The sequence below is a fragment of the Bacillus sp. FSL K6-3431 genome, from assembly GCF_038002605.1.
Taxonomy (GTDB): Bacteria; Bacillota; Bacilli; order Bacillales; family Bacillaceae_C; genus Lederbergia.
Genome location: NZ_JBBOCT010000001.1, coordinates 132,148 through 157,359, shown reverse-complemented (window position 1 = coordinate 157,359; position 25,212 = coordinate 132,148). Strand labels below are relative to the sequence as shown.

General features: G+C 38.5%; 16 protein-coding genes and 1 pseudogene. 1 reads left to right on the top strand and 16 read right to left on the bottom strand.

Annotated features, from left to right (window positions below; all coding sequences use genetic code 11):
• Positions 1–62: 62 nt before the first annotated feature.
• The 4 genes and pseudogenes from MHB53_RS00700 to hisH all read right to left on the bottom strand — a co-directional run bounded on the left by MHB53_RS00700 (position 63) and on the right by hisH (position 3,113).
• A complete protein-coding gene (locus MHB53_RS00700; RefSeq protein ID WP_340915022.1) occupies positions 63–740 on the bottom strand; it encodes a PspA/IM30 family protein in 678 nt (225 codons plus the stop codon).
• A gap of 594 nt (positions 741–1,334) precedes the next feature.
• Positions 1,335–1,497 (bottom strand): annotated as a pseudogene (locus MHB53_RS00695) (NAD(P)-dependent oxidoreductase); the annotation flags it as partial.
• Positions 1,498–1,700: 203 nt separating this feature from the next.
• Positions 1,701–2,498 (bottom strand): imidazole glycerol phosphate synthase subunit HisF, encoded by a 798-nt coding sequence (hisF, locus tag MHB53_RS00690; protein ID WP_340915020.1) that lies wholly within the window; start codon positions 2,496–2,498, stop codon positions 1,701–1,703.
• Between the two features lie 15 nt (positions 2,499–2,513).
• A complete protein-coding gene (gene hisH / locus MHB53_RS00685) occupies positions 2,514–3,113 on the bottom strand; it encodes an imidazole glycerol phosphate synthase subunit HisH (protein WP_340915018.1) in 600 nt (199 codons plus the stop codon).
• Positions 3,114–3,797: 684 nt separating this feature from the next.
• On the opposite strand from hisH, the gene MHB53_RS00680 reads away from it, so the two are divergent.
• A complete protein-coding gene (locus MHB53_RS00680; protein ID WP_340915016.1) occupies positions 3,798–4,295 on the top strand; it encodes a hypothetical protein in 498 nt (165 codons plus the stop codon).
• A gap of 538 nt (positions 4,296–4,833) precedes the next feature.
• Here the strand turns inward: MHB53_RS00680 and MHB53_RS00675 are convergent.
• The 12 genes from MHB53_RS00675 to MHB53_RS00620 all read right to left on the bottom strand — a co-directional run bounded on the left by MHB53_RS00675 (position 4,834) and on the right by MHB53_RS00620 (position 24,907).
• The gene (locus MHB53_RS00675; RefSeq protein ID WP_340915014.1) at positions 4,834–7,959 is read right to left on the bottom strand and encodes a carbamoyl phosphate synthase large subunit; all 3,126 of its coding nucleotides are present in this window, start codon (positions 7,957–7,959) and stop codon (positions 4,834–4,836) included.
• A complete protein-coding gene (locus MHB53_RS00670; RefSeq protein ID WP_340915013.1) occupies positions 7,952–9,034 on the bottom strand; it encodes a carbamoyl phosphate synthase small subunit in 1,083 nt (360 codons plus the stop codon). The genes MHB53_RS00675 and MHB53_RS00670 overlap by 8 nt, the downstream gene beginning before the upstream one ends.
• Positions 9,035–9,171: 137 nt before the next feature.
• Positions 9,172–9,906: an exonuclease domain-containing protein gene (locus tag MHB53_RS00665; protein ID WP_340915011.1), complete on the bottom strand. Its 735-nt coding sequence runs from the start codon at positions 9,904–9,906 to the stop codon at positions 9,172–9,174.
• Position 9,907: 1 nt separating this feature from the next.
• Entirely contained in the window at positions 9,908–10,885 is a 978-nt protein-coding gene (locus MHB53_RS00660; protein WP_340915009.1) for a DUF294 nucleotidyltransferase-like domain-containing protein, read from the bottom strand.
• Between the two features lie 13 nt (positions 10,886–10,898).
• Positions 10,899–12,215 carry an ammonium transporter gene (locus tag MHB53_RS00655; RefSeq protein ID WP_340915007.1) on the bottom strand — a complete coding sequence of 439 codons (1,317 nt, stop codon included), beginning with the start codon at positions 12,213–12,215 and terminating at the stop codon, positions 10,899–10,901.
• 63 nt (positions 12,216–12,278) lie between these two features.
• Positions 12,279–14,129 carry an asparagine synthase (glutamine-hydrolyzing) gene (asnB, locus tag MHB53_RS00650; protein ID WP_340915005.1) on the bottom strand — a complete coding sequence of 617 codons (1,851 nt, stop codon included), beginning with the start codon at positions 14,127–14,129 and terminating at the stop codon, positions 12,279–12,281.
• A gap of 46 nt (positions 14,130–14,175) precedes the next feature.
• Complete coding sequence (gene glnA, locus MHB53_RS00645; RefSeq protein WP_340915003.1) at positions 14,176–15,501, bottom strand: type I glutamate--ammonia ligase; 1,326 nt, start codon at positions 15,499–15,501, stop codon at positions 14,176–14,178.
• Entirely contained in the window at positions 15,498–16,403 is a 906-nt protein-coding gene (gene dapF / locus MHB53_RS00640; RefSeq protein WP_340915001.1) for a diaminopimelate epimerase, read from the bottom strand. The genes glnA and dapF overlap by 4 nt, the downstream gene beginning before the upstream one ends.
• Positions 16,404–16,417: 14 nt before the next feature.
• Positions 16,418–17,656, bottom strand: a complete 1,239-nt coding sequence (locus MHB53_RS00635) for an LL-diaminopimelate aminotransferase (protein WP_340914998.1) — start codon at positions 17,654–17,656, stop codon at positions 16,418–16,420.
• A gap of 17 nt (positions 17,657–17,673) precedes the next feature.
• Complete coding sequence (locus tag MHB53_RS00630; protein WP_340914996.1) at positions 17,674–19,152, bottom strand: glutamate synthase subunit beta; 1,479 nt, start codon at positions 19,150–19,152, stop codon at positions 17,674–17,676.
• Between the two features lie 24 nt (positions 19,153–19,176).
• A complete protein-coding gene (gltB, locus tag MHB53_RS00625) occupies positions 19,177–23,694 on the bottom strand; it encodes a glutamate synthase large subunit (protein WP_340914995.1) in 4,518 nt (1,505 codons plus the stop codon).
• A gap of 424 nt (positions 23,695–24,118) precedes the next feature.
• Positions 24,119–24,907 carry an AraC family transcriptional regulator gene (locus MHB53_RS00620; protein WP_340914993.1) on the bottom strand — a complete coding sequence of 263 codons (789 nt, stop codon included), beginning with the start codon at positions 24,905–24,907 and terminating at the stop codon, positions 24,119–24,121.
• Positions 24,908–25,212 lie beyond the last annotated feature (305 nt).

The following is a 25,212-nucleotide window of genomic DNA, read 5'->3' as shown; positions in this document are numbered from 1 at the left end:
CCCTACCTACTAGTAAAGCTGTAGCTTTAGCTACAGCTTTACTAGTAGGTATCTTTGACTTGTTATTCTTTATTGTTTAACTTTTCCTTTAATGCAGCTAGCTCCTCATCTACACCAGTATTACTATCATATTTTGTCATTAAATCCTTTATGTCATCTTTTGGATTCGTATTCAACTCGGCCATTGCATTGGCCTCATCTAGTGCTTTGTTTACCTTTTCTTCGATTCTTCCAAATGCCGACATCGATTGATTGGCACCCGAGATAGATGAACCCATCTTATTCAATCTCTCTTGTGTTTTTGCGATCGCCATCTTACCTTTGATCATCGTTCTACGCGCTTCCAACTCACCAATATCAGAAACAAGTTTATCATGCATTTCTTTCATTCGAAGCGCATTAGATGCTGCCAAACTATAAGCCTGTTGTAATTCAGATTCTTTCGCTACTAGTGCCGACTTTTTCTCCAAAAACTTTCTAGCATCCTCTTCGTTTTCCGATTCCAGTGCCTTGATTGCATAATTCTGCATTTTTTCAATGTCAGACATACATTCATTTAACGCTCTTTTCGATCTTTGTTCTTCAGCCATAACAGAAGCTGTTTCAGCCTTCACCTTACCTAAATCACTATTTAAGTTCCTCATGTATTGATCAATCATCTTCTCAGGATTCTCAGCTTTGTCCAATAATGCATTAATATTACTTGCCATAATATCTTTAAATCTAGTTAAAATACTCATAATATCCTCCATTTATTTTTATTTAATAGTATATATACTGATTTTATACATAAAAGGTTTCACTTTTTCTTAATAAACATTTACGGACCTGACTAATATTGTAGAGAACTCCTTACTTATCTTCATTATAATATGGATCATCCGCCAATTATGTAGTAATTTCGTTAAACAAACTAATGAACTTCTATTAAACTATTCTGCCTTTGTCCGTTTTAGACATTTGAAATTTCCGATTATTGTAGCATCAAGTCCACTTTTCTCTTTATCATACTTAAATTAACATATGCAAAAGGTATGGGTCAATATATTCGAAAGCTAAACTTGATGAAGACACCTCTAGCAACTTAACGACCTTACGGTTTGTTTGAAGCAGGGGATTTCCAAGAACACTATTGCAACCACTAGTTATTGATTAGGCTATCTTCTTTCGGTAAACTGATAAATAAAAGTACTCAAATAGTCACAAACTAAATGAGTGCTTTTGCTTATTTTTTGTTAAGTTTTATGTCGTCTTTTCTTTAGTAAATAACTCAGCTACAGATCCTAATAATCACGCATCTATCCCCTATATTCAATCATAACATTCTTTTATTTTTATCCTGATTCAGAAACAACGGTAAATTGTTCGTTAATATGTTTTTGATTTTCAATTTCATCAAGCCAGCTATAACATAATCTGGATAGCTTATACATAGCTCTCGCCTTTTTCATTCAAAATTAAATTGTCTTTCCCTTTTTGATATGAACCTGTTTTTTCCCTTCCGAGTTAAAAATTACGGGTGGATCATAAACCTGAGTGACAATGCAGATTTAAATGACAGCCTACGTTTTAATAAGAGCATTACAGAGTTTCTAGAAAGTATGGAAGAACTAGCAGGATTTGGAGAAAGATTTCTAACCCTAAAGCAATGATACACAGTTATTAAGTTTTTAAATCATTAGCTTAATATGGCCCGTATTCTAATTTTCACCGCTCTTTCCCACTGAATAACGAATGGGCATATCATGTTCTGATAGATATTTCTTTATATCCTCAATGGTGTACTCCTGATAATGAAGTAGGGAAGCAATTAATCCTGCATCAGCTTTTCCGACTGTAAATGCTTCTAAAATATGTGGTAGACTACCTGCTCCTCCAGATGCGATGACAGGTATATTAACAGCATCCGTGAGTTTTTTTAATAAACATGTATCATATCCACTCTTCATACCATCCCTATCAATACTGGTACACACTATTTCACCAGCACCTAATTCCTCCGCACGCAGCGCCCATTCTATTGCATCAAGCCCTGTACTACTATGTGCTGAATGCGTATACACTTCCCATCGTATAATTTCGTTATCCTTATTTCTTATTGGTTTTGCATCAAGCGCCAATACTACGCATTGTTTACCAAATATTTCTGCGGCCTCACTTATTAAAGCTGGTCTGTTTACTGCTGCCGTATTCACTCCAACCTTATCTGCCCCAGCTCTAAGAACACTTTTAAAGTCATCGATTGTCCGAATGCCGCCTACGACAGAAAAAGGAATATATAATTTCTCGGCTACCCGTCGAATCCAATCGTAATTTACTTCGTTTTTATGCAATGATGCAGTGGTATCTAGATAAAGGATTTCATCAGCGCCTTGATCAGCGTATTTCTGCCCCATTTCCGCAGGATCACCAATTACGGTAGGGTCACGAAATTGTACATATTTAACTGCTTTATTATTTGCAACATCAATTGCCGGGATGATTCGCTTTTTCAGCATGGTAAATGTGCCTCCTTAAATATTTCCGCAAAAGTTTTGCAACAGTACAAGTCCAGCTTCCGCACTTTTTTCAGGATGAAATTGTACCCCTATTACGTTATCTCTCGCTATAACCGAACAAAAGTCTTGACCGTATTCCGTTATACCAATAACATCTCTTTCTTGTTTTGGAACAACGAAGTAGGAATGAACAAAATAAAAATCTGAATTGTCTGGAATACCATGAAACAAAGCATGTTTCATTTTTTGATGAACGTTGTTCCACCCCATATGCGGGGCCTTCACTTCTTGATTAAAAGGAAGAACCCCACCTTCGAAAATAGATAAGCAATCTGTAATATTTTCTTTGCTATACTCCATTAATAACTGCATTCCTAAACAAATGCCAAGAATAGGTGTTCCTGCTTGAATACAATGTATTATTTCTTTATCCAAACCTTTTTCTTGTATGATTTGCATGGACATGCCCGCATTGCCAACCCCTGGAAAGATGATTTTCTTCATCCCTTTTAATTCATCCGGTGTATGAATAATTTTTGTGTTAAAACCTAGTTTTTTTACAGCCTTTTCAACACTATGTAAATTTCCGGCACCATAATCAATAATTCCAATCATATTAAACCTCCTCCTATCTATTAAATAAACTCTCGGCATTCACCGAGTCAGATAGTACAAGGTTTTCTTGTACTATTTTTTATGTCTCCTCCTACTTTTATAGGGGGATAGTTCACTTTTTATTAGTAGAATTGCACATTCTGTCTTGAGTGAGATAAATAATCTACATACAACGCGTCCGCCTGACACCGTTGATTTCCGTTCCAGGCGGACGCGTTCCGGGGGGCGTGCGGTGAGCCTCCTAAGTCGCTTCGCGCCTTGCGGGGTCTCACCTGTCACGCAGATCCCCCAGGAGTCGCCGCCTTCCACTCCAATCAACTGAGATATTCTTTTGCTCATAGTAGGGCGACTGTTCATACCTTGTTCTCAAATCTTTTCCTTTTCATACGATTGTGAAAGGCTTAGTTTGTTACTTATACAGAGAAATTTCGTTGCTATTTCCGTCGAAAATACTTGACTTTTTAGAAACACCACAATTTGAAACCTACTGTCGTTCCACATGAAGATTATCAAAATTTTGTCTTGGACCAATTAAAAAAGCATTACTCTGAAAATGTGCTCACCATTGTAAATAATGATTGGCCTATTATTTACAAGCTATGGATTACAGACCTATCGTATCTTACGTCGTGGCTCCAAAGTTCTTATTCGAATAGAGGCCCTGAGCCTTGAGACCCGGCTTCCATGATTCGTTCCTACCTTCTGCTTCTCTTAGCTAAACCAACCCTTAGTATCACAGAATGGGTGGATGAATTACACCGGGTGCCTTTCTATGCCATCATGAGTGACTTTAAACCTAGAGATGTTCCCGGTATAGGGACTTTCTACGACTTCTTTCACCGTCTCTGGGAAAGGGAAGATGCCAATATAAAAACCCTATATCAAACCAAAACCCCAAAAAAGAAAAAGAAGAAGCCTAAAAAGGGAGAAAAAGCATCCCCCTCAACTCCGGGAATGATAAGAAAGTTAATCGATCGTTTTTTTCGGTATGTCTCCAAGAAAAAGGAACTGCCAAGGGACCGATTGTTTGAATTGTTCCAAGCAATTTTTTTGAAAACTTCGGCAAAGTTAGGCTTACTGGGAGATTTGGACGCAATAGGTGTTCCGGAGACGGTACACCTATTGAAACGACTAGATACCCCAGAAGCAAGCGAATTTGTGATTGCAGTGCCCAAGGACTAGCGAAATGTAACCACTCGCGCAAGTATTCCCAACCTGATATCGACTCAGGGTTGAAAAGTGGCAGCTCATTTATAACCGCCGTACATCCGTAGAACGTTCAAACAAAAGGGAAATAATAGATTATCACTTGGAATCTGGGAGGCATCGGTCCACAAAAATGTGGTACATACGGATATATGCCATCATGATGTGCCAACATATTGACGCTTGGTATGCTCATCGCCCGCCCCGCGGAAAGCGAGCAACTGTAGCGGAAATCAACCACGCACTACCTTGGTACAGCAACAATGTTTTGCAAAAACAGCCTTTAAAAAAAATAAATATGTGACGCTTCTTTGGCATGTCTTATTTTGAGAAGGTTTTGAAAGCGAATACCAAATCTTCAATAAAGCTCAATTCCCAGTAAGCTTTCGGAAATTCGGCAAATTTACGCCTCGAAATTCCGAGTGTATATTTAATCCAGTCATTTACTTTTATTTTAGGCGAAAGAATATTTTAGGCTTTACAAGCCATCTGTATCTTGAGAGGCAATGCCATTTCAACTAAGATCTTGCTTTGAATTTTCCGAGTTGCGAATAAGCCATTCTTGCAAGGAAACAACGTCTAGCTCACTAATCTTTAAGGATTGAAGATAGGCTTTAAAGCTTTCTTCTTCTGAAAAAGCTAGAATTCGGTATTTTGCTGCCATTAGCCGTAGGTTTTTATCTTCCTCACTAGAGCCATAAGCCAATATAACCCCGCCATCACCGGAATGTAACCAATTGTCAAAATGGGCATTTGTCATTTTAATGCCTGCTTCCTCCATATCGTTAAGCGAATCATCACTGATTTCAACTGCTCGACCTTGATATACTCCCTTCCCTTGTTTAGCCTTTTGAGTATGATATACCTTCGATAAAGCTTCTGTCATCGTTTTACCAATTGCAATGCCCTCACCTGTTGATTTCATTTCCGGTCCTACCTTTGAATCAAGACCACTCAAAGCAAAAGTAGAAAAAACAGGATACTTTACTACTGAAAAAGGGATGTCTTCCATCAAACCGGTTTTGTTAAAAACCTGCCTAAGTGAATATTTCTCTAGTAATATTCTTGTAGCAACTTTTGCCAATGAAACACCTGTAATTTTACTGATGATTGGAATGGTCCTACTAGCTCTTGGATTCACCTCTAATACATATACTTCATCACGATCTATGACAAATTGGATGTTCATTAACCCTTTATATCCCAGTTCCGTAACGATTTTACGAGCATATAAGGTCATTTTATCTTTTGTTACTACTGATAAAGATTGAGCTGGAAATATGGCCATACTATCTCCTGAATGAACCCCTGCCTTTTCCACCTGTTCGGCGATAATTGGAATATAAATATCAGATCCGTCTGCGATTAAGTCGATCTCTGCTTCTTTTCCAGGAATATAAGAATCGATTAAAATCGGATAAGCTATTTCTGTCCCAGTTTTGATTCGATTTTTCAAGCATTCCTTTGTACGTATAATTTCCATACCTTGCCCACCGATCACATATGATGGTCTGATTAAAATAGGAAATCCTATTTCCTCGGAACCTTTCCACATTTCGGAAACATCATTTGCCATCGTTCCAGGAAGGTGGGAAATATTCAATTTTTTCAATAATTGATAAAAACGGTGCCGATCTTCTAATCGATCTAACACATCGAAAGAGGTACCTAATAAGTTCACACCATTCTCTTCTAGCTCCTTAGCTAAATTAATTGCAGTTTGGCCTCCAAATTGGACGATTACATCGTCGATTCCTTCTGCTTCAATAACATTTAACACATATTCCAATGTCAATGGTTCAAAATAGAGGCGATCCGCAGTAGCAAAATCGGTACTTACCGTTTCTGGATTATTATTAATCATAATGGTTTCAATATTTTCCTGTTGTAACGCGTAAACACCATGCACAGAGCAATAGTCAAACTCAATCCCTTGACCAATTCGGATCGGACCACTACCAATTATTAGCACTTTCTTTTTTTCTGTATTTTCCTGTTCATTTTCACCAAAATAGGTAGAATAATAATAATTTGAGTGTGATTTAAATTCGGCTGCACATGTGTCAACCGTTTTATAAACAGCTATAATGTTAATTGACTTACGATAAGCTCTTACATCAAGCTCTGAAACATCCCAGACAGAAGCTAAATAACGATCAGAAAAACCTTTTTCTTTATAAGCTGTCATTTCTTCCTTTTTTACAGATTCCATCGCTTTCAAACTAATTTCTTTTTCTATCGAAACGAGCCTAGCAAATGATTGTAAGAAAAAATGATCAATAGTGGTCACTTCATGAATTTCTTCCACAGTCACTCCTTTTCGAAGGAGTTCGAAAAGGACAAATATCCGTTCATCTGTTTTTTCATTTAACATGCTCCATAACTTAGAAATAGCCAAATCCTTCAAAGCTAATAGCTGTAAGCCATTTGTTTTTAACTCAAGAGAATCAACAGCTTTTTGTACTCCTCCTTCAAAGTTACGATGCAAAGCCATCACTTCGCCAGTAGCTTTCATTTGCGTACCTAATTTTCGGTTTGCGGAAGTAAATTTATCAAACGGCCAACGTGGAAATTTCACTGCCACATAATCAAGAGCAGGCTCAAAGCTCGCATATGTGCTCTTTGTGACAGGATTAATTAATTCCGATAAATGATATCCCACTGCTAATTTAGCTGCAATTTTAGCGATCGGATAACCAGTTGCTTTTGAAGCAAGCGCAGACGAACGACTGACACGGGGGTTGACTTCAATTAAATAATATTGCTTACTTTTTGCATCCAACGCAAATTGAATATTACAGCCCCCAATAATATTAAGAGCAGAAATAATTTTTATGGAAGCCGAACGTAACATATGAAACTCGTCATCTGATAAAGTTTGGGAAGGAGCAACAACGACTGAATCACCCGTATGGATACCGACAGGGTCAATATTTTCCATATTACAAATCGTAATACATGTATTATTTCCATCACGCATCACTTCATATTCAATCTCTTTAAAGCCGGCGATGCTTCTTTCAATTAGACATTGATTAATTGGACTTTCTTGTAGCCCGCCACGAACAAGTTCTGTAAACATTTCTGCGTTATCAGCAATTCCTCCTCCAGTACCACCTAGCGTATAGGCAGGACGAACGATAATGGGAAAACCTATTTTTTCAGAAAAGTATATTGCCTCCTCCACTGTATGGACAATCGTACTATCAGGCACTGGTTCATTGATTTCCAACATTAGTTGACGAAATAATTCACGGTCTTCACCTTTTTTGATAGAATCAATTGGTGTACCGAGTAACTTTACGCCATAGTTTTCAAGTATTCCATGCTCATCCAATTGATAAGCCAAATTCAACCCTGTTTGACCACCCATTGTAGGTAACAAGCCCTCCGGTTTTTCTTTTGCAATGATTTTTTCTACTGTATCAACTGTAAGAGGCTCAAAGTAAACCGCATCCGCATTCAATTCATCTGTCATAATTGTCGCTGGATTATTATTTACAAGAATGACCCTATATCCTTCTTCTTTTAAGGCTAGACAAGCTTGTGTTCCTGCATAATCAAATTCAGCTGCCTGCCCGATGACAATTGGTCCTGAACCAATCACTAATATTGTTTGTATCGTTTTGTCTTTAGGCATACACTTTTTCTCTCCCACTTGATTCATTAATCATTTGTAAAAACTCATCAAAAAGAGGCGCGCTTTCTACAGGGCCCGGATTAGCTTCTGGATGGTACTGCGCCGTGACAATAGGCAGTTTTTCATGCATAAGTCCTTCAACAGTACCATCATTTACATTACGAAAACGTATTTGTAGTGACGTTCCTTTTAAGCTAGGCTCATCAACCTCGTAACTATGATTTTGCGAGCTCATATACACTTTTCCTGTTTTCAAATCAACCACTGGCTGATTCGCACCTCGATGACCAAACAACATTTTTTTCGTATATCCGCCTAAGGCCATGGCTGTTAATTGATGACCGAGACAAATCCCCATAGTCGGAAGGTTCGTAATAATTTGTTTTATATTACCTAATAAATAATGCAGTTGATGCGGGTTACCAGGTCCATTTGATAGTAAAACACCGTCCGGTTTTAACTCTTTTATTTGTTCATAAGATGTATCAAAAGGAACGATCGTTACATGACAATTTTTTTTCAAGAATGATTCCAAAATGGACTTTTTATATCCAAAATCTATTAGAACTATATGTTTTCTACCAACACCATAACGTTCCACTACTTTTGTCGAGACCTGCGCTACATAGTTTTCGGCAGTCTTTTTGCTGCTATCGAAGGTGAAATCTTTTGTAGCTGTAATTGCTGCCCCCATCGTCCCATCCAAACGAATTTTTTTCACGACCGCCCTTGTATCCACATTGCTTAAAAGCGGGATTTTCCATTTATCCAAATACTCCTGTAGTGAATATTTTGCTTGATAATGAGAATGTTTCATATCGCCTTCATATACGACCACACCGGCTACATGTGGCTTCTTACTTTCAAAATCTAATTCATTTATTCCATAATTTCCAACCAATGGGTAGGTAAAAACAACGATTTGATTTTTATAAGAAGGATCCGTCAAAACTTCCTGATACCCGGTCATACCCGTAAAGAATACAATTTCTCCGGTAAATAATGTTTCAATAGATTTAGTTAACATTTTTCCTACAAATATGGAACCATTCGCTAAATGTAAATAATGTTTCATATATTCACCCCGATGGACGGAAGATTGTTTAATTGATATAAATAGTAGCATTTGCAGAATCTATAAAAATCCTCTAAACCACCACTATTCTCCAATTCACATTGATATTCTGCTTTTTAGATTTTAATAGCGTATAATTAACACTTCTTTGCTAAACGTTTATATGCATCATTTAAAGTGTAACAGCCCTCATTACTGAGCTTCTTGATATAAAGCTGCCAAAGTTCTGCGGTCATAATGGCATCACCTAAGGCATGATGTCGATTCCGGATCTTCACTCTAGCATTTATGCAATAATCTTCTAAACTAACTAAATTTCTATCTGGATTTGCAATATTAAATACAAGCGATGTATCAACAATCCGATGTTTGTATGGTTTTTTGAACGATTTCCAATGAGCATGCTGTAGAAACTTCTTTTCGTGGCTGGCATGGTGAGCAACAAGGGTGTCACTTTGAACAAACTGATAAAAACGTATAAGTACTGCTGACAGAGTTGGTGCCTCTTTTAAGTCCGCTTCATCTAGTCCTGTCAGCAGCTTAATTTCGTGAGAAAGATTGCCTTCATAGTGAACAAGCGAATAAAATGTTTCTGTATCTTTAAAATTACCTTTTTTTGATTTTACTGCACCGATTGAAAGAATCTTATCGCCTCTCTCAGGTGAAAATCCAGATGTTTCAAAATCAAATACAACAACGTTTAATTCATGAAGTGGGATATATAAAGTCTGTTCGATTTCCATCTCTTTTGCCAAATCCCTTAAAAATGCCAGATGCTTTGGATCGGGTTTACCAAGTAATGGTGTATAAACCATAGTAGTTATTTTTCCTTGAAATTGTTTTATCCATTGAAGCAATGAATTATCTTTCATTTTATATCGCCCTTTGTATGATCATCTCCGTGAATTTTTGAAGTCTTCTCACTTCCTTTAGTATTTGTTTGATCTCAAGCTTTTCTTTCTTATTAAGACTTTTTACGTTGATATAATGAGCATCTTCATAATTGGTTCCATTATCATGTTTTAATCTTTGTTGTAGCAGTTTTTTGAAATTTCTATAGTGGGGACCAAGTATTCTTTTATAAGTCGGATAATTAGAAAGAGCTTCAATCCGACCCAAAGTAGATGTCTTTTCTATTTTTTCATGTATGGCTAATAAACGAACCGCGTTGACATATGGAATAATAGCTGTTAGTTTCAGATTAATGAAGCCAGTATAAGGACCAGATGCAATGGTTAAAAACTGATTAAACAAACCTATCGCTTTGACAGTATACTTCGTATTTTCAAGTAGCCTCCCTAAAATAGTTGACTGCTCCTGAATAGCTTGATAGATCAGTTTTTTTAAATACAGCACCGTTTTCTCATTTCCAACTATGACTCTCGCATCAAAGAAAATTAATAAGTATCTTAGTGATTCCCATTTATCTTCTTTTATCCACTTTTCTATTTGGATTTCCCATTCCGTTATGGATCTGCACCAAAGTCGATTGGAACTCATCACATTCCCTTGGCAAAGTGGATAGCCCATATAGTATAAACCTGAGCTAATTTTCTCCCCAAAAGTGAGAAAATACGAATCTGTACCTCCGTTTATTTCGTCATATATAATCCCATGATCTTGATCACTTAATCTGGCCTGCTCACATCTACCTGCACTTCCAGTGACAAACCAGGAATATTTACAAGGCGGTGCTCCGTAATCTCTCGTCATTTCCTCCAATGCAATCTCATATACTTTCTTCATAACGTATTCATGAAAAAGCTGTAACTCATCAGAATTAGACTGAAGAGAAATAATATGATTATGCCAGATTTTTAAAGATTGATAGGATGCATGAAGCCCTAGCATGTTGTACACTTCCTTATTCCTTAACTGATTGAGAAGCATCTAATTCGATTGGTAAAACTGCGTTCCATTCTCCAATTTTATTATCTTTGCTTGAAAATGCTTCCGGATACCCGTAACTACCATGTTCACTTAAATCTAAACCAATTAACTCTTCTTCTTCTGTCACTCTAAGCCCATTCAATACTTTTTTCATGACTAATAATATGACAATAGATATTCCGAATGCATATGTCGCAGATACGGTAACCCCCATGGCCTGAATTCCAAGTTGAGTTAGACCACCTCCATAAAATAGTCCTGCTTGGCCTACCGTTGCCAATTCTGGAGTAGCAAACAATCCTGTGGATAAGGTCCCCCATACTCCTGCAAGACCATGAACAGATAATGCAAAAATGGGATCATCTATTTTACGTTTTTCAAACAATCTAACACTGTAGAAGACCATGATTCCGGCTATGAAGCCAATGAACACGGACGCCCATGTTTCTACAAACGCACATGATGCAGTAATTGCAACGAGTCCAGCCAATGTACCATTCAACATCGTCGGGATATCAGATTTCCCTAAAACAACCCAAGAGATAAGTAAAGCACTGATCCCCCCCGCTGAAGCTGCTAAAGCAGTATTCAAAGCAATAAATGCAAAGAACCCATCCTCCACACCTAACGTACTGCCTGCATTAAATCCAAACCAACCGATATATAATATTAATACACCTAAAGCAGTGTAAACCTGGTTATGCCCACTTAAATTGTTAGCAGTACCATCAGCGTTGTATTTGCCAATTCTCGGCTTTAATAGAATTGTAGCTGCTAAAGCTGCCATTGCACCTGTTAAGTGTACGACTGTTGAACCAGCAAAATCTTGTTTTCCATGATCCGCCAACCACCCCCCGCCCCAGATCCAGTGCGCGACTACTGGATATACAAGTGCTGAAAAAAGTACTGAAAATACAAGATAAACCGATAGCTTAGCTCGTTCTGCAAATCCACCAAAAGCTACTGCTAATGAGATTCCCGCAAATGCAAGTTGGAATACGAAGAAAGCTGCTATTGAATAAGAACTACTTTCTACTTCAGTACCTGAATAAAAGTAATCAGACAATCCTACGAAAAAGTTTCCATTATCACCAAATATAAATCCATAGCCTACTGCCCAGAATACAAGTGAGGCAATTCCGAACGAAAAGATGGTCTTTCCGGCAATATGACCGGCATTTTTCATCCTTGTAGACCCCGCCTCTAGTAATATAAATCCACCTTGCATGAAAATAACCAAAATAGCTCCTAACATAATCCAGATACTATTTAAATAATACAAGTCATCCATCCATAATCCTCCCCATTCGATTAAACTATCTAATTTATGTGACTTGGACTAGTCAGTAGACTGTTAATTGTCTACAATATTAACGTTATAATGTTCAAGCCACATATTAATTTGAGCTATGTGAGCGATTAGCTGTGGGCCAGTCATAAGTTGACCGAACCAAGGAGCTTTAAAAGAGGATCCGTCTGAATTGATGATGTTTTCAACTTTTTTCTTTGAAACTATTTCAAGAATCGGTGATGCTTTATCGTCGATGATCCTGCTTAACTTATTTTTTACTAGTTCCATATATTCTGGGTGATGCGTCTTCGGGTACGGGCTCTTTTTTCGATAGAGAACATCATGAGGAAGTATTCCTTCTAATGCCTTTCTTAATATTCCCTTCTCACGACCATTCAACATTTTCATTTCCCAAGGTATGTTCCATGCATATTCAACAATGCGATGATCAGCAAATGGCACTCGTACTTCTAGGCTCGCCCCCATACTCATACGATCTTTTCTTTCCAGCAATGTGGTCATAAACCAAATCATATTTATATAAAACATTTCTCGCCGGCGAGCCTCAACTGGGGTTTCCCCCTCTAATCGTGGGACTTCAGCAATCGTTTCGTTATACCGATCTCTCACATATTCTTTTAAATTGAGTTTCTTTTGCCAATGAGGAAGTAATAGCTGCTGGCGTTCCTCTTGTGACCTCATCCATGGAAATCCCCCCTCTTTCAGAATTTCTTCATTATAGAACCATGGATACCCACCAAAGATCTCATCTGCACATTCTCCTGATAGTGCAACAGTATATTTCTGTTTTATTTGTTCGCAAAACCAAAATAGTGATGAGTCAACGTCTGCCATTCCTGGCAAATCTCTGATCAATACTGCTTCCTCCAAAAGATTGGCGAGCTGAGCATTTTTTATGATCGCTGCATGATGGTTTGATCCCAAATATTGTTGCATGTTGAGTATCCATGGTGCGTCCTCATCTGGCTGAAAAGAATTGGCTTTAAAATATTGATTATTTTGCTCATAGTCAATCGAATATGTTTGGAGTGCATCGCGTTCTTCCTGCCTAAAAATATCAGCAGAAATGGCACTAATCGCACTTGAATCTATTCCACCTGATAAAAATGTACAAACAGGAACATCCGCAACTAACTGGCGTTTAATCGCATCTTTAACAAGTATTGATACGTTTTCCACTGTCTCATCCAGTGAATGATGATGGTCTCTACTTTCTACATTCCAATAACGCCACATTTTCAAGCCGGCTCGATTAAAAGTTAATGCATGTGCAGGGCGAAGTTCCATAATGCCCCGAAACACACCATGTCCGGGAGTTCTGGATGGACCTAATCCAAATATTTCTTGCAGTCCTTCCCGTTCTACCTCCGTTTTTACTTTCGGATGTGCCAGTATCGCTTTAATCTCTGATCCAAACATTAGAGATCCGTTTCCTTCACGATAAAATATGGGTTTGACACCAAGACGATCTCTTGCGATGTAAAGCTGTTCTTTACATTGATCCCAAACAGCAAAGGCAAAGATTCCATTTAGATGCTCTACACACTTCTCTCCCCATTCGATATATGCTGTAAGCAACACTTCCGTATCGGAGTAGGACTGAAAAGAGTATCCTCTTCTCAGTAACTCCTTCCGAATTTCTTCTGTATTATAAAGCTCTCCATTATATACAATTTTGTATATTTGATCATTTTTTTCTTTTGCCATTGGCTGCATACCTCCGGCAGGATCCACAACAATAAGACGTGTATGACCAAGTGATACATGGCGTGAACTCCATACATTTGAAGCATCTGGACCTCGCCTTGACAATGTATTTGTCATTTTTTCCACGATGAATACATGTTGTGTCAAATCTTGATGCCAATCAATCCATCCTGTTATTCCACACATTAGTCATCACTCTTTCTTAGAGGATTTTTCCTATCGTACTCATTCATTAATATTGTGTCATGTATTGCTCCCGCTCCCATGGGTGGACTTGTGTCCTGAACATATCCCATTCAATTTCTTTTGCTTCCACAAAATGTTCATACAAATGGCTACCTAACGCATTTATTATTACTTCATCCGATTTTAAACGTTCAAGGGCTTGAGCCAAAGTAGATGGTAAATCAATAATTCCGCATTCTTCGCGCTGTTCTTTTGACATCGCATAGATATTTTGATCAATTGGTTCAGGAGCCAGTAAATTGTTTTTAATCCCATCTAATCCCGCGGCTAGTAGGACAGCCATCGCTAAATATGGATTTGCAGCGGGATCGACACTTCGAACTTCTACACGAGTACTTAAGCCACGTGAAGCGGGGATACGGATAAGCGGGCTTCTATTTCTAGCTGACCAAGCCACATAGCATGGTGCTTCATATCCAGGCACCAACCTTTTATAAGAATTAACAGTTGGATTTGTTACTGCTGTAAAACTTTGTGCATGTTTTAATATACCTGCTAAAAAGTTTCTTGCCGTGTCACTCATTTCTAACGATCCGTTAGGGTCATAAAAAGTATTTTCTCCTTCAGTAAACAAGCTCAAATTACAATGCATGCCTGATCCATTTACACCAAACAACGGTTTAGGCATAAAAGTAGCGTGCAAACCATGTTTACGAGCGATCGTTTTCACAACGAGTTTAAAGGTTTGAATGTCATCACAAGCTTTTAATGCACTTTGATATTTAAAATCAATTTCATGCTGCCCAGGTGCTACTTCATGATGGGAAGCCTCGATTTCAAAACCCATCTCTTCCAGTTCCAATACGATATCGCGTCTGCAGTTTTCCCCTAGATCAGTTGGCGCTAAATCAAAATAACCTCCATGATCATTTAATTCGAGGGTAGGTTCACCTTTATCATCCAGTTTAAATAAGAAAAATTCAGGTTCAGAGCCAACATTGAAATTCGTAAACCCTAATTCTTCCATTTGATTCAAAACCCTTTTTAGATTATTGCGAGAATCCCCCTCAAATGGAGTGCCGTCTGGATGATAAATATCACAAATAAATCGAGCAACCTTTCCTTTTTCCGATGTCCAAGGAAAGATAACGAAGGTATTTAAGTCAGGGTATAAATACATATCTGATTCTTCAATTCGTACAAAACCTTCAATGGACGAGCCATCAAACATCATTTTATTATCTAGCGCTTTCGTCAACTGACTTACAGGTATTTCAACATTTTTAATCGTTCCGAATAAATCAGTAAATTGGAGACGAATATATCGTACATTTTGTTCCTTTACCATGTCTAAGACTGTTTCTCTATTCATATAATCATCCTCCTTGAATGTCTACTCTCATTGCTTGTAAAATTGTATTTATCTAATTCTCCGTGGCATATATAGGTTGCTTCTCCTCGTTTCCACACATGACCAGATTCATCCCATCTAACAGTCAAATCTCCACCTGGTAAATGAACGGTTATCGGTTGATGGTTATCTAGCCATTCGTTCAATGTGGAAGCTACAACTGCTGCACAAGCACCTGTCCCGCATGCAAGTGTGATGCCTGAGCCTCTTTCCCATACTCGATAATCCATTTCCCGACGATTTTTAATATGGACGATCCCTACGTTAACACGATCTGGAAATAGTCTGGACTGTTCAATGACAGGACCTATTTTTTCTAATGGAACCTCATTCACATTATCGACAAATATAATTGCATGAGGATTGCCCATTGATACGCAAGTTAGATCAAACTTTTCTTCTCCGAAAGAATGAGACTCGTTTATGGCCGTAATAATTGGATCGCCTTCCATCGGGATCATTCCTTTTAATAGTTTGGGTTCACCCATGTCCACCGTGACATACTCCACCATTTGATTTTTATCGATTTCCACTTTGGCATTTACTACGCCACCCAACGTTTCAATCGAAAAGCGTGACGTCGTTGCATACATTTGATCAAAGAGAAACTTCGCTACACAGCGCAATCCGTTTCCGCAATTCTTCGCCTCAGAACCATCTTCGTTAAAAATTCTCATTTTATAATCGGCAATTTTCGATGAAGTAATAAGGATAATGCCATCAGATCCAATTCCGAAGTTAACATCGGAAACTTTTCTTGAAAGTTCGGGATAATACTGTTCTTCCAAAATATTAGCTGGATCGTCCAATTGGTTGAAAATGACATAATTATTTCCCAATCCATGCATTTTAGTAAACAACATTACTTTTTCCCTCCTTAAAAGTTGAATTTGGAAGTGCTTAGCCTTGCCTTGATCTCATCCAGAACCCGATTCTCCTCCACTTTTCCTTCGGCTTGAAATGTAACCGAAAAGCGTACATATGAACCTGCATCATCCCATGGAACAGATGAGATCAAATGCTCTTTGATTAAGTATTGGCTGAATTCTTCGGCTGACCGAAAGTTTTGTCCGTTTGCTATCGCTTTTGGAATCTTTGTATATATGAAGAAGGATCCTTTTGCTTTTTCCACATGAAACCCACATTTACGCAATATGTTCGATAACAGTTCGTGACGCCGTGCATATTTCGATGCAGTCTGTTCTGTCATTTCCGGATGTGAGAGGGCATACGCTGCTGCTTTCTGAATTGGGATAAATTGCCCTGAGTCATAATTATCTTTTACAGTTGCAAGGGCATGAACAAGCTTGGAATTTCCTGCAATAAAGCCGATGCGCCAGCCTGTCATATTAAAAGACTTTGATAATGAATGTAGCTCTAATCCAACCTCCTTTGCTCCTGGAACAGATAAAAAACTAAGAGGTCTTTCCTCATCGAAAACAAGTGCAGCATAAGCAGCATCATGAATTACGATCACTTCATTTTCTTTCGCAAATTGGATGACTTCTTCAAAGAATTCACGACTAGCTACAGCACCTGTAGGATTGTTGGGGTAATTCAAATAAATCAACTTTGCCTGTTTTAAAACACTTTCACTCAAACAATCTAGTTTTGGTAGAAACGAATTTTCTTCCAATAATGGCAGATGAACAACCTCTCCTCCTAAATACTCCGTATGAGTCGCTAAAATCGGGTAGTTTGGAGTAGGCATTATCGTAATATCACCAGGGTTAATAAAAGCTGTTGGAATCATCGATAAGGCAGATTTAGAACCAATCACATGATTGATCTCTGTTTCTGGATCAAGGTCATCTACACCAAATACCTCCCGCATATAAATAGCGGCAGCATGTTTAAAGTCAAATATCCCATTATCCGCGTAAAAGCGATTTTTCGGTTTACTAGCTTCATTGACCAATTTTCTTACAACCAATGCATCAGCCATCGAATCAGGCTCCCCGACGCCAAGGTCTATCAATTCCATAGTAGGGTTGGCGTGCATTGCTGCTTTTTTAGCTCTTTTAATTTTTTCGAATTTATAAATTTCCTCTTTTAAGCCAAATTGCGATCCACCTATTCGATCCGCAAATAGCTGTTGAATATAATCCATTGACATGTCTATTCCTCCAAACATTAAACCATATTGCTCATGATGTACTCATTACATTCCATCGCTGCTTCTTTCCCTTCTTGAATGGCCCAGACAATCAAGCTCTGTCCACGACGAGCATCTCCTGCTGTAAATACACCCTCTGCATTTGTGTGATACGAACCCATTGCAGTCGCAACATTGGCTCGTTTATTTACTCGTACATCCATTTTGTCTAATAGATCTGTTTCCGGACCTTGAAATCCTATGGCAATAAGAACAAGCTGAGCAGACCAAATACTTTCTGAGCCTGAAATTTTTTCTCTTATTTTTTCTCCTTGTTCATTTGTGTAGCCATTCACGGTAGTACTTTGAACGCCTATCACAGCTCCTTTTTTATCCCCGATAAACTGAAGCGCTGAGGTAGAATAGGCTCGCGGATCGGTTCCAAATATCTTAATCGCCTCTTCCTGGCCGGTATCAACCTTATGAATAATTGGAGATTGTGGCCATGGATTATTAGCGCTTCGGACTTTTGGACGTTCGGAGTAAATATCGAATTGCACGAGGCTTTTGCATTTTTGACGTATAGCGGTAGAAATGCAGTCAGTTGCAGTATCTCCACCACCTATGACGATGACATCTTTTCCGATTGCTGAGATAAAATTCCCATCTTCTAGGTTGGAATCTAATAAACTTTTTGTATTTAAATGGAGATAATTCATTGCATAATGGATTCCTCGCAAACCTCTACCTGGGATTGTTAGGTCCCTTGGCCGAGTAGATCCGATACAAAGGATCACCGCATCATATTCAGATCGCAATTCCTCTGTTGAAAATTGTTTACCTACTTCCGTATTGGTGATAAAACGAATTCCTTCCTCCTCCAGTAGTTTTACTCGTCGGTCGACGACATTCTGTTCGATTTTCATCTTTGGAATCCCGTATGTCAGTAACCCACCGATACGGTCTGAACGTTCATAAACAGTAACGTAATGTCCAAATTGATTTAATTCAGATGCACATGCTAACCCAGCAGGCCCAGAGCCGATCACCGCCACTCTCTTTCCTGTACGATAAGCAGGAAGTTGAGGTTGGACCCAACCTTCATCAAACGCTCTATCAATAATAGCCCGTTCAATATTTTTGATAGTTACAGAGTCCGTGGCAAGTGAAGCGACACATCCCCCTTCACAAGGGGCTGGACAAGCACGTCCTGTAAATTCTGGAAATGGATTCGTTTTATTCAGTTGCATATAGGCCGCTTTCCAATCTCCTTTATAAACAAGATCATTCCATTCTGGTATGAGGTTATAGACCGGGCACCCAGTCGTCATTCCCGCCAATTCACTGCCGTTTTGGCAAAATGGCACCGCACATTCCATACAGCGGGAAGCTTGTTGTTGCAATATTTTCTCTGTTGGTAGTTGTGCGACTTCCTTCCAATCTTTCATTCTTTCCATTGGGTCTCGGTAGAGTAAAGGACTCCGTTGATGTTCAAGAAACCCTGTTATTTTCCCCATCTATCTACACCCCGATCATGTAAATTAACTGTATTGAAGATCATTCAATTGATTCGTTATTCCTAGCACACGTTTATATTCTTTCGGAATCACTCGAACAAAATGGGAAACATAATAGTCCCAATTATTCAGAATTTTCGCAGCTACTTGGCTCTTTGTATATCGCAAATGACGAGTAATGAGCATTTTCACGAATGTCATTTCTTCTTGGTCTTGCAAGATTTCGATCAAAACCATCTCATGGTTGCATTGCTGATGAAATCTTCCGCTCGTATTGAGGGCATAAGCAATTCCGCCAGACATCCCCGCGGCAAAGTTTTTACCAACTTCCCCCAAAATGACAACTCTGCCTCCAGTCATATACTCACACCCATGATCACCGATCCCTTCAACGACGACATTTGCTCCACTATTTCTCACACAAAATCTTTCACCTGCCACGCCTCGAATAAATGCGCCACCGGCAGTAGCTCCGTAAAAAGAAGCATTTCCGATAATTATGTTCTGCTCAGCTAAAAAGGTTGATTTTACGGATGGATGGATAATGATTTTCCCTCCTGAAAGTCCTTTTCCAACATAATCATTTGCTTCTCCTTCAAGCGTCATTGTCATTCCATTTGGAATAAATGCACCAAAGCTTTGACCTGCGGAACCTTTGAAACGAAGCTTTATCCTGTCTTCTTCCAGCCCCTCAGCACCGAAATGTCTTGAAATCTCACTCCCTAGTTGTGTTCCGACAGAACGATCCGTATTCTGGATTGGATAAACAGCGTTTATGTGTTCGTTACTTTTCCAAGCACTACAGTACATCGGCAATAGTTCTCGACTATCTAATGTTTTATCTAATTCGTGATCCTGCTCTTGTTTTTCTAACAGTCTTTCTTGCGGTTTATATAAAAGTGGTGATAAATCCAGCCTTTTCGTTTTCCAATTACCATTTTTCGATCTTTTCAATAGATCTGTTTGACCAACCATTTCATCCACACTTCTAAAGCCTAGTTCCGCCATGTATTCGCGTACTTCTTGTGCAATAAAATGCATTAAATGGACGATATGTTCGGGTTTACCCATCATTTTTTTTCGAAGTTCAGGATTTTGCGTCGCAATTCCTACTGGGCAGGTGTCCAAATGGCAAACTCTCATCATGACGCAACCAAGTGTTACAAGCGGCAATGTGGAAAATCCAAATTCCTCCGCTCCAAGTAGCGCTGCAATCACAACATCTCGACCACTCATCATTTTTCCGTCTGTTTCCAGTGTTACTTGGTTTCGCAAACCATTTAATATTAATGTTTGATGTGCTTCTGCCAGTCCTAACTCCCAAGGCATTCCTGCATGTTTAATACTGGATCGTGATGCAGCTCCAGTTCCGCCGTCATAACCACTAATTAAGATAACATCCGCTTTTGCTTTTACTACACCTGCAGCAATCGTCCCCACACCTGACTCTGAAACGAGTTTGACATTAATGCGTGCCTGATGATTTGCATTTTTCAAATCATAAATAAGCTGTGCCAAATCCTCGATCGAATATATATCGTGATGTGGTGGTGGAGAAATAAGTTCTATACCTGCAGTGGCCCCCCTCGTTTTTGCAACTTCAGGTGTTACCTTATGTCCTGCCAGCTGTCCACCTTCTCCCGGCTTTGCACCTTGGGCCATCTTAATTTGAATTTCATCACTGTTAACAAGGTAGTGACTCGATACGCCAAATCTTCCTGATGCTACTTGCTTGATTCTACTAAACTTTGAATCCCCATTTTCCAATGGGAAATATCGATCAACATCTTCTCCACCTTCACCACTATTGCTCCGACCACCAATCCGGTTCATGGCGATTGCTAAAGCTTCATGAGCTTCTTTGCTAATCGATCCGTATGACATCGCACCTGTTTTGAATCGTTTGAAAATCGCTTCAACTGATTCAACTTCCTCAATAGGTATTGGTTCTCGTTTAGATGAAATATCCAGTAATCCACGTAATGTATTCAGATTGTTCGTATCCTCATTAAGCATGGTGCTATATTTTTTATATAACTCATATTTACCAGTCCGACAGGCAAGCTGTAATGTATGAATCGTTTGGGGCCGATACAAATGTGATTCACCATCATGCCGCCATTGAAAGTCTGATCCAGTTTCTAGGCCTACATCTTTTGCAGAAAAAGCCTTTTCATGCCTCATTTCTGCTTCTTTAGCAATGTCGTCTAATGTCAATCCACTAATTTGTGAAGGTGTTCGAGGAAAATACTGATTGACCACATCTTTGCTGATGCCAATTGCTTCAAATATTTGAGCACCTATATAGCTTTGCATCGTTGAAATCCCCATCTTAGACATGATTTTCAACATTCCTTTTGTTACGGACTTCACATAGTTTTCCGATGCATCAGTTACTGATATTGTTTCTCCCTCTCTAACAAGTAGAGCGGCAAAAGATGAATAGACAAGGTATGGATAAATCGCATTGGCTCCAAACCCAAGCAGAGTAGCAAAATGATGGACTTCTCTAGGCTCTCCAGATTCAACAATTAAACTAACTTTATTGCGGTAACCAGTTCGTATTAAATGATGATGAACTGCAGACACAGCAAGCAATGAAGGGATAGCTGCGTGATCTTGATCCACTTTTCGATCACTAAGGATGAGTATATTACTTCCTCTATCAATCTCTTTATTTACTAATACGAGTAATGACTGAAGGGTATTTTCTATCCCACCACCTTCCTGCTTCATGACCGGAAATATCATTGGAATCGTTGACGTTTTCCAATTATTTGTATTCATATGGCGTAGTCTTTCCATTTCTAGTTCCAATAATATCGGTGATTTTAGTCGGATTTTTTTATAATCCTGTGGCTCTGGCTGAAGTAAATTCCCCTCGGTCCCGAGCATTACTTCAACAGAAGTTACCATCTCTTCACGAATGGCATCAATGGGAGGATTTGTAACTTGTGCAAATTTCTGTTTGAAATAATTAAACAATAGTTGTGTGTTATTCGATAAAACGGCAAGTGGTGCATCATAGCCCATTGATCCAATCGGCTCCTCACCATTTATTGCCATTGGTTTCAGGACTTTTTCCCATTCTTCATTCGTATAACCAAAAGTCATCTGCATTCTTTGTAATTGCTCTATGGTCTCTTTATTTTCAATATGAAACAAATCAGTTTTCAGCTCAAATTCTTCTAAAGGCGTAATACTTTGCCCTACCCAATCCTTATAAGGGTTTTGAGACATAATACTGTGTTTGATTTCTTCATCATAAAGTATGCGACCTTGTTGAAGATCAATGAATAGCATTTGTCCCGGTTTTAACCGACCTTTACTAATAATTTTCTCTTCTGGAATATCCACTACTCCCACTTCAGAGGACAAACAAACGAAATCATCTTCCGTAACCATGTAGCGAGCTGGCCTTAGTCCATTTCTATCAAGGCTTGCACCGATATGAATGCCATCTGTAAAGGCCATTGCAGCCGGACCATCCCATGGTTCCATTAGGGCGCTATGATATTGATAGAACGCTCTTTTGTATTCTTCCGATAAATCATTGTTCTGCCAAGGTTCTGGAATCATCATCATCATTGCATGTGGAAGGGACCATCCTGATAGCACTAAAAACTCCAATACATTATCGAACATTGCTGAATCACTACCATCAAGGTTAATCACCGGTCGAAGTTCTTCAACATTGGGCATCAGATCTGTATCAAAAGCTGTTTCTCTCGCCAACATCCAATTAACATTGCCATTAATCGTATTGATCTCACCGTTGTGCATGGAAAAACGATTTGGCTGTGCCCGACTCCAACTTGGAAATGTATTTGTACTAAACCGGTTATGCACCATAGCCATCGCTGATTCAAATGCTAGATTGTTTAAATCACAGTAAAACTTTTTAAGTTGTTCTGGGAGTAATAGACCTTTATAAATAATTGTTCTTGCCGAAAAACTAACGAGATAATATTGTTCTAGCTCACCGAACTTCGCTTTCTCGAGGGCTTTTTCAATCTTTCTCCGCACTTGGTAAAGCTTCCTTTCAAATTTTATATCTCCTTGTTTCTCATATGGTGACAAAACAAAGACTTGACGAATAACTGGCTGCGTTTCTTTTGCCTGCTCATTCAACATCGCATCATCCGTCGGAACTGTTCTCCAATTGAAAAGCTGTAAATCTTCAGTAGCAATGACTGATTCGATGATATCCTCACAACGCTCCCTTACACTCGAATGTTGAGGAAGAAAAAACATTCCAACGCCATACTTCCCTGCTTCCGGGTGAATTCCCCCCGCATTTTTCCACTCTTCTTCAAATAATTCATGAGGAATCTGTGTCAAAATCCCAGCTCCGTCACCTAAATTAATATCTGCACCACGGCCGCCTCGATGATCGAGTCTCTCAAGAGCGGTTAATGCTTGAGTCACGATTTTATGTGATTTTACATTTTTTATATTTGCCATCATTGCAATACCACAAGCATCATGTTCAAACTGAGGATCGTACATGCCTTGTTTTTTTGCAGTCCATATCTGATGCATTCAGCGTCCTCCTTTATTCCCCACATTCATGGTAAATAGTTTCTTAAGAATTTCGATAAAATAAAATGAATTGCCATTAAAGTTGCTGGATTAATAATGCCTGTGATCCTTGTTTCCTTATCTTGTTTTAAATACTAACATGAAGAATATGAAATTTATTTAGATCAATTGATGTATGATTTGGACTTTTACGTATATCGTAAAAATGCTGAGCCCTTAAAATTCGCCAAAATCAGATGGCAAATAGCCCCTAAATTATGTTTTTCCATAATTCAGGGGCTGGATAATTTTGAGTTTAAGACACTTTAACTTACGTATTTTAACAAAACGTCATTAACTCGTTTTCTTCATAAAAAGTATTAATTTTGATTTTCTCTCATATCTATTCCTCACATTTTTATTTAAAATTACAAATACAAAACTATTAACGAATTTCGGAAGGATTTTTACCTGTGTATTTTTTAAACTGTCTACTGAAAAAGTGAAGGTCATTATAACCAAGCGCATAGGCTGCTTCTGTCACCGTCAATCCAGTAAAATGCAATAAATGCTCCGCTCGCTTAATACGTGAATAAACGATATAGGACTTTACTGTCTGGCCAATGATTTGTTTAAACTTCTCGGAAAAATACCGCTGCGATAGGTTTGCTCTTGCAGCTAAACTTCCGATCGTATGCGGGTCCCCGGGATGCTGCTGAATATAATTAGCTATTTCACGAATCGTTTCTAACAAGCTATTGCTTGTATCGCCCATTTGCTCTTCCTTTTCGTGTTCCTTTCTTAATAAGTGGATCATTAACTGCTTTAATATTAGTTTTGCCTCCATTTCAGCACCAAATGCTTTCACTAAAAACAAACGTACATATTGAGTTAGTAACGATTCAAAGTTAATCGTATTTTCCACGATCCGATGAGCTGAAGGGACTAATTTAGGGTGCTCGGGTAGGTCAAAATGAATATATGTTAATACAAGGGGGTCTTGAGGAGTATGTGTAGCTGTTGTTACATCACCTGGTTTAAAAAGAAAACAATGCCCTTTTTCCACATTGTATGGCTTTCCGTTTAGTACTACTGTCCCAACTCCGTTCCAAACATAAAATAGATCATAATTGGGCATTGGTGTATCTCGTTTTTTCCATTGCCAATTCGGTTCGCAATGAATGGTTGCAAATGCTGATTTCAAAATATAATCGTTTGGGTTTATATTAAGCATTCTATTCCCCCTCACCAGAATTCGTATTGTTATCTTTTTATATTAATCTATATTTTTAATTTTATGCAACTAGGATGCACAGAACTTAAATGATTAAATTCGAGGATTTTATTTAAAAAATATTTAACTTCATTTCTAAGTTCATGAAGGTCTACGTTTTTAGAAATAGTATCTAAGTTTTTCCGGTATTATCCAATATTGCCCATCGTTTAATGGATTGTATACTTTTAAATAATAATTTCTTATTGATATGTAAGCTTGCTTTCATACTAATGGATTATAAAACGGGGTAAATAAAATACCAA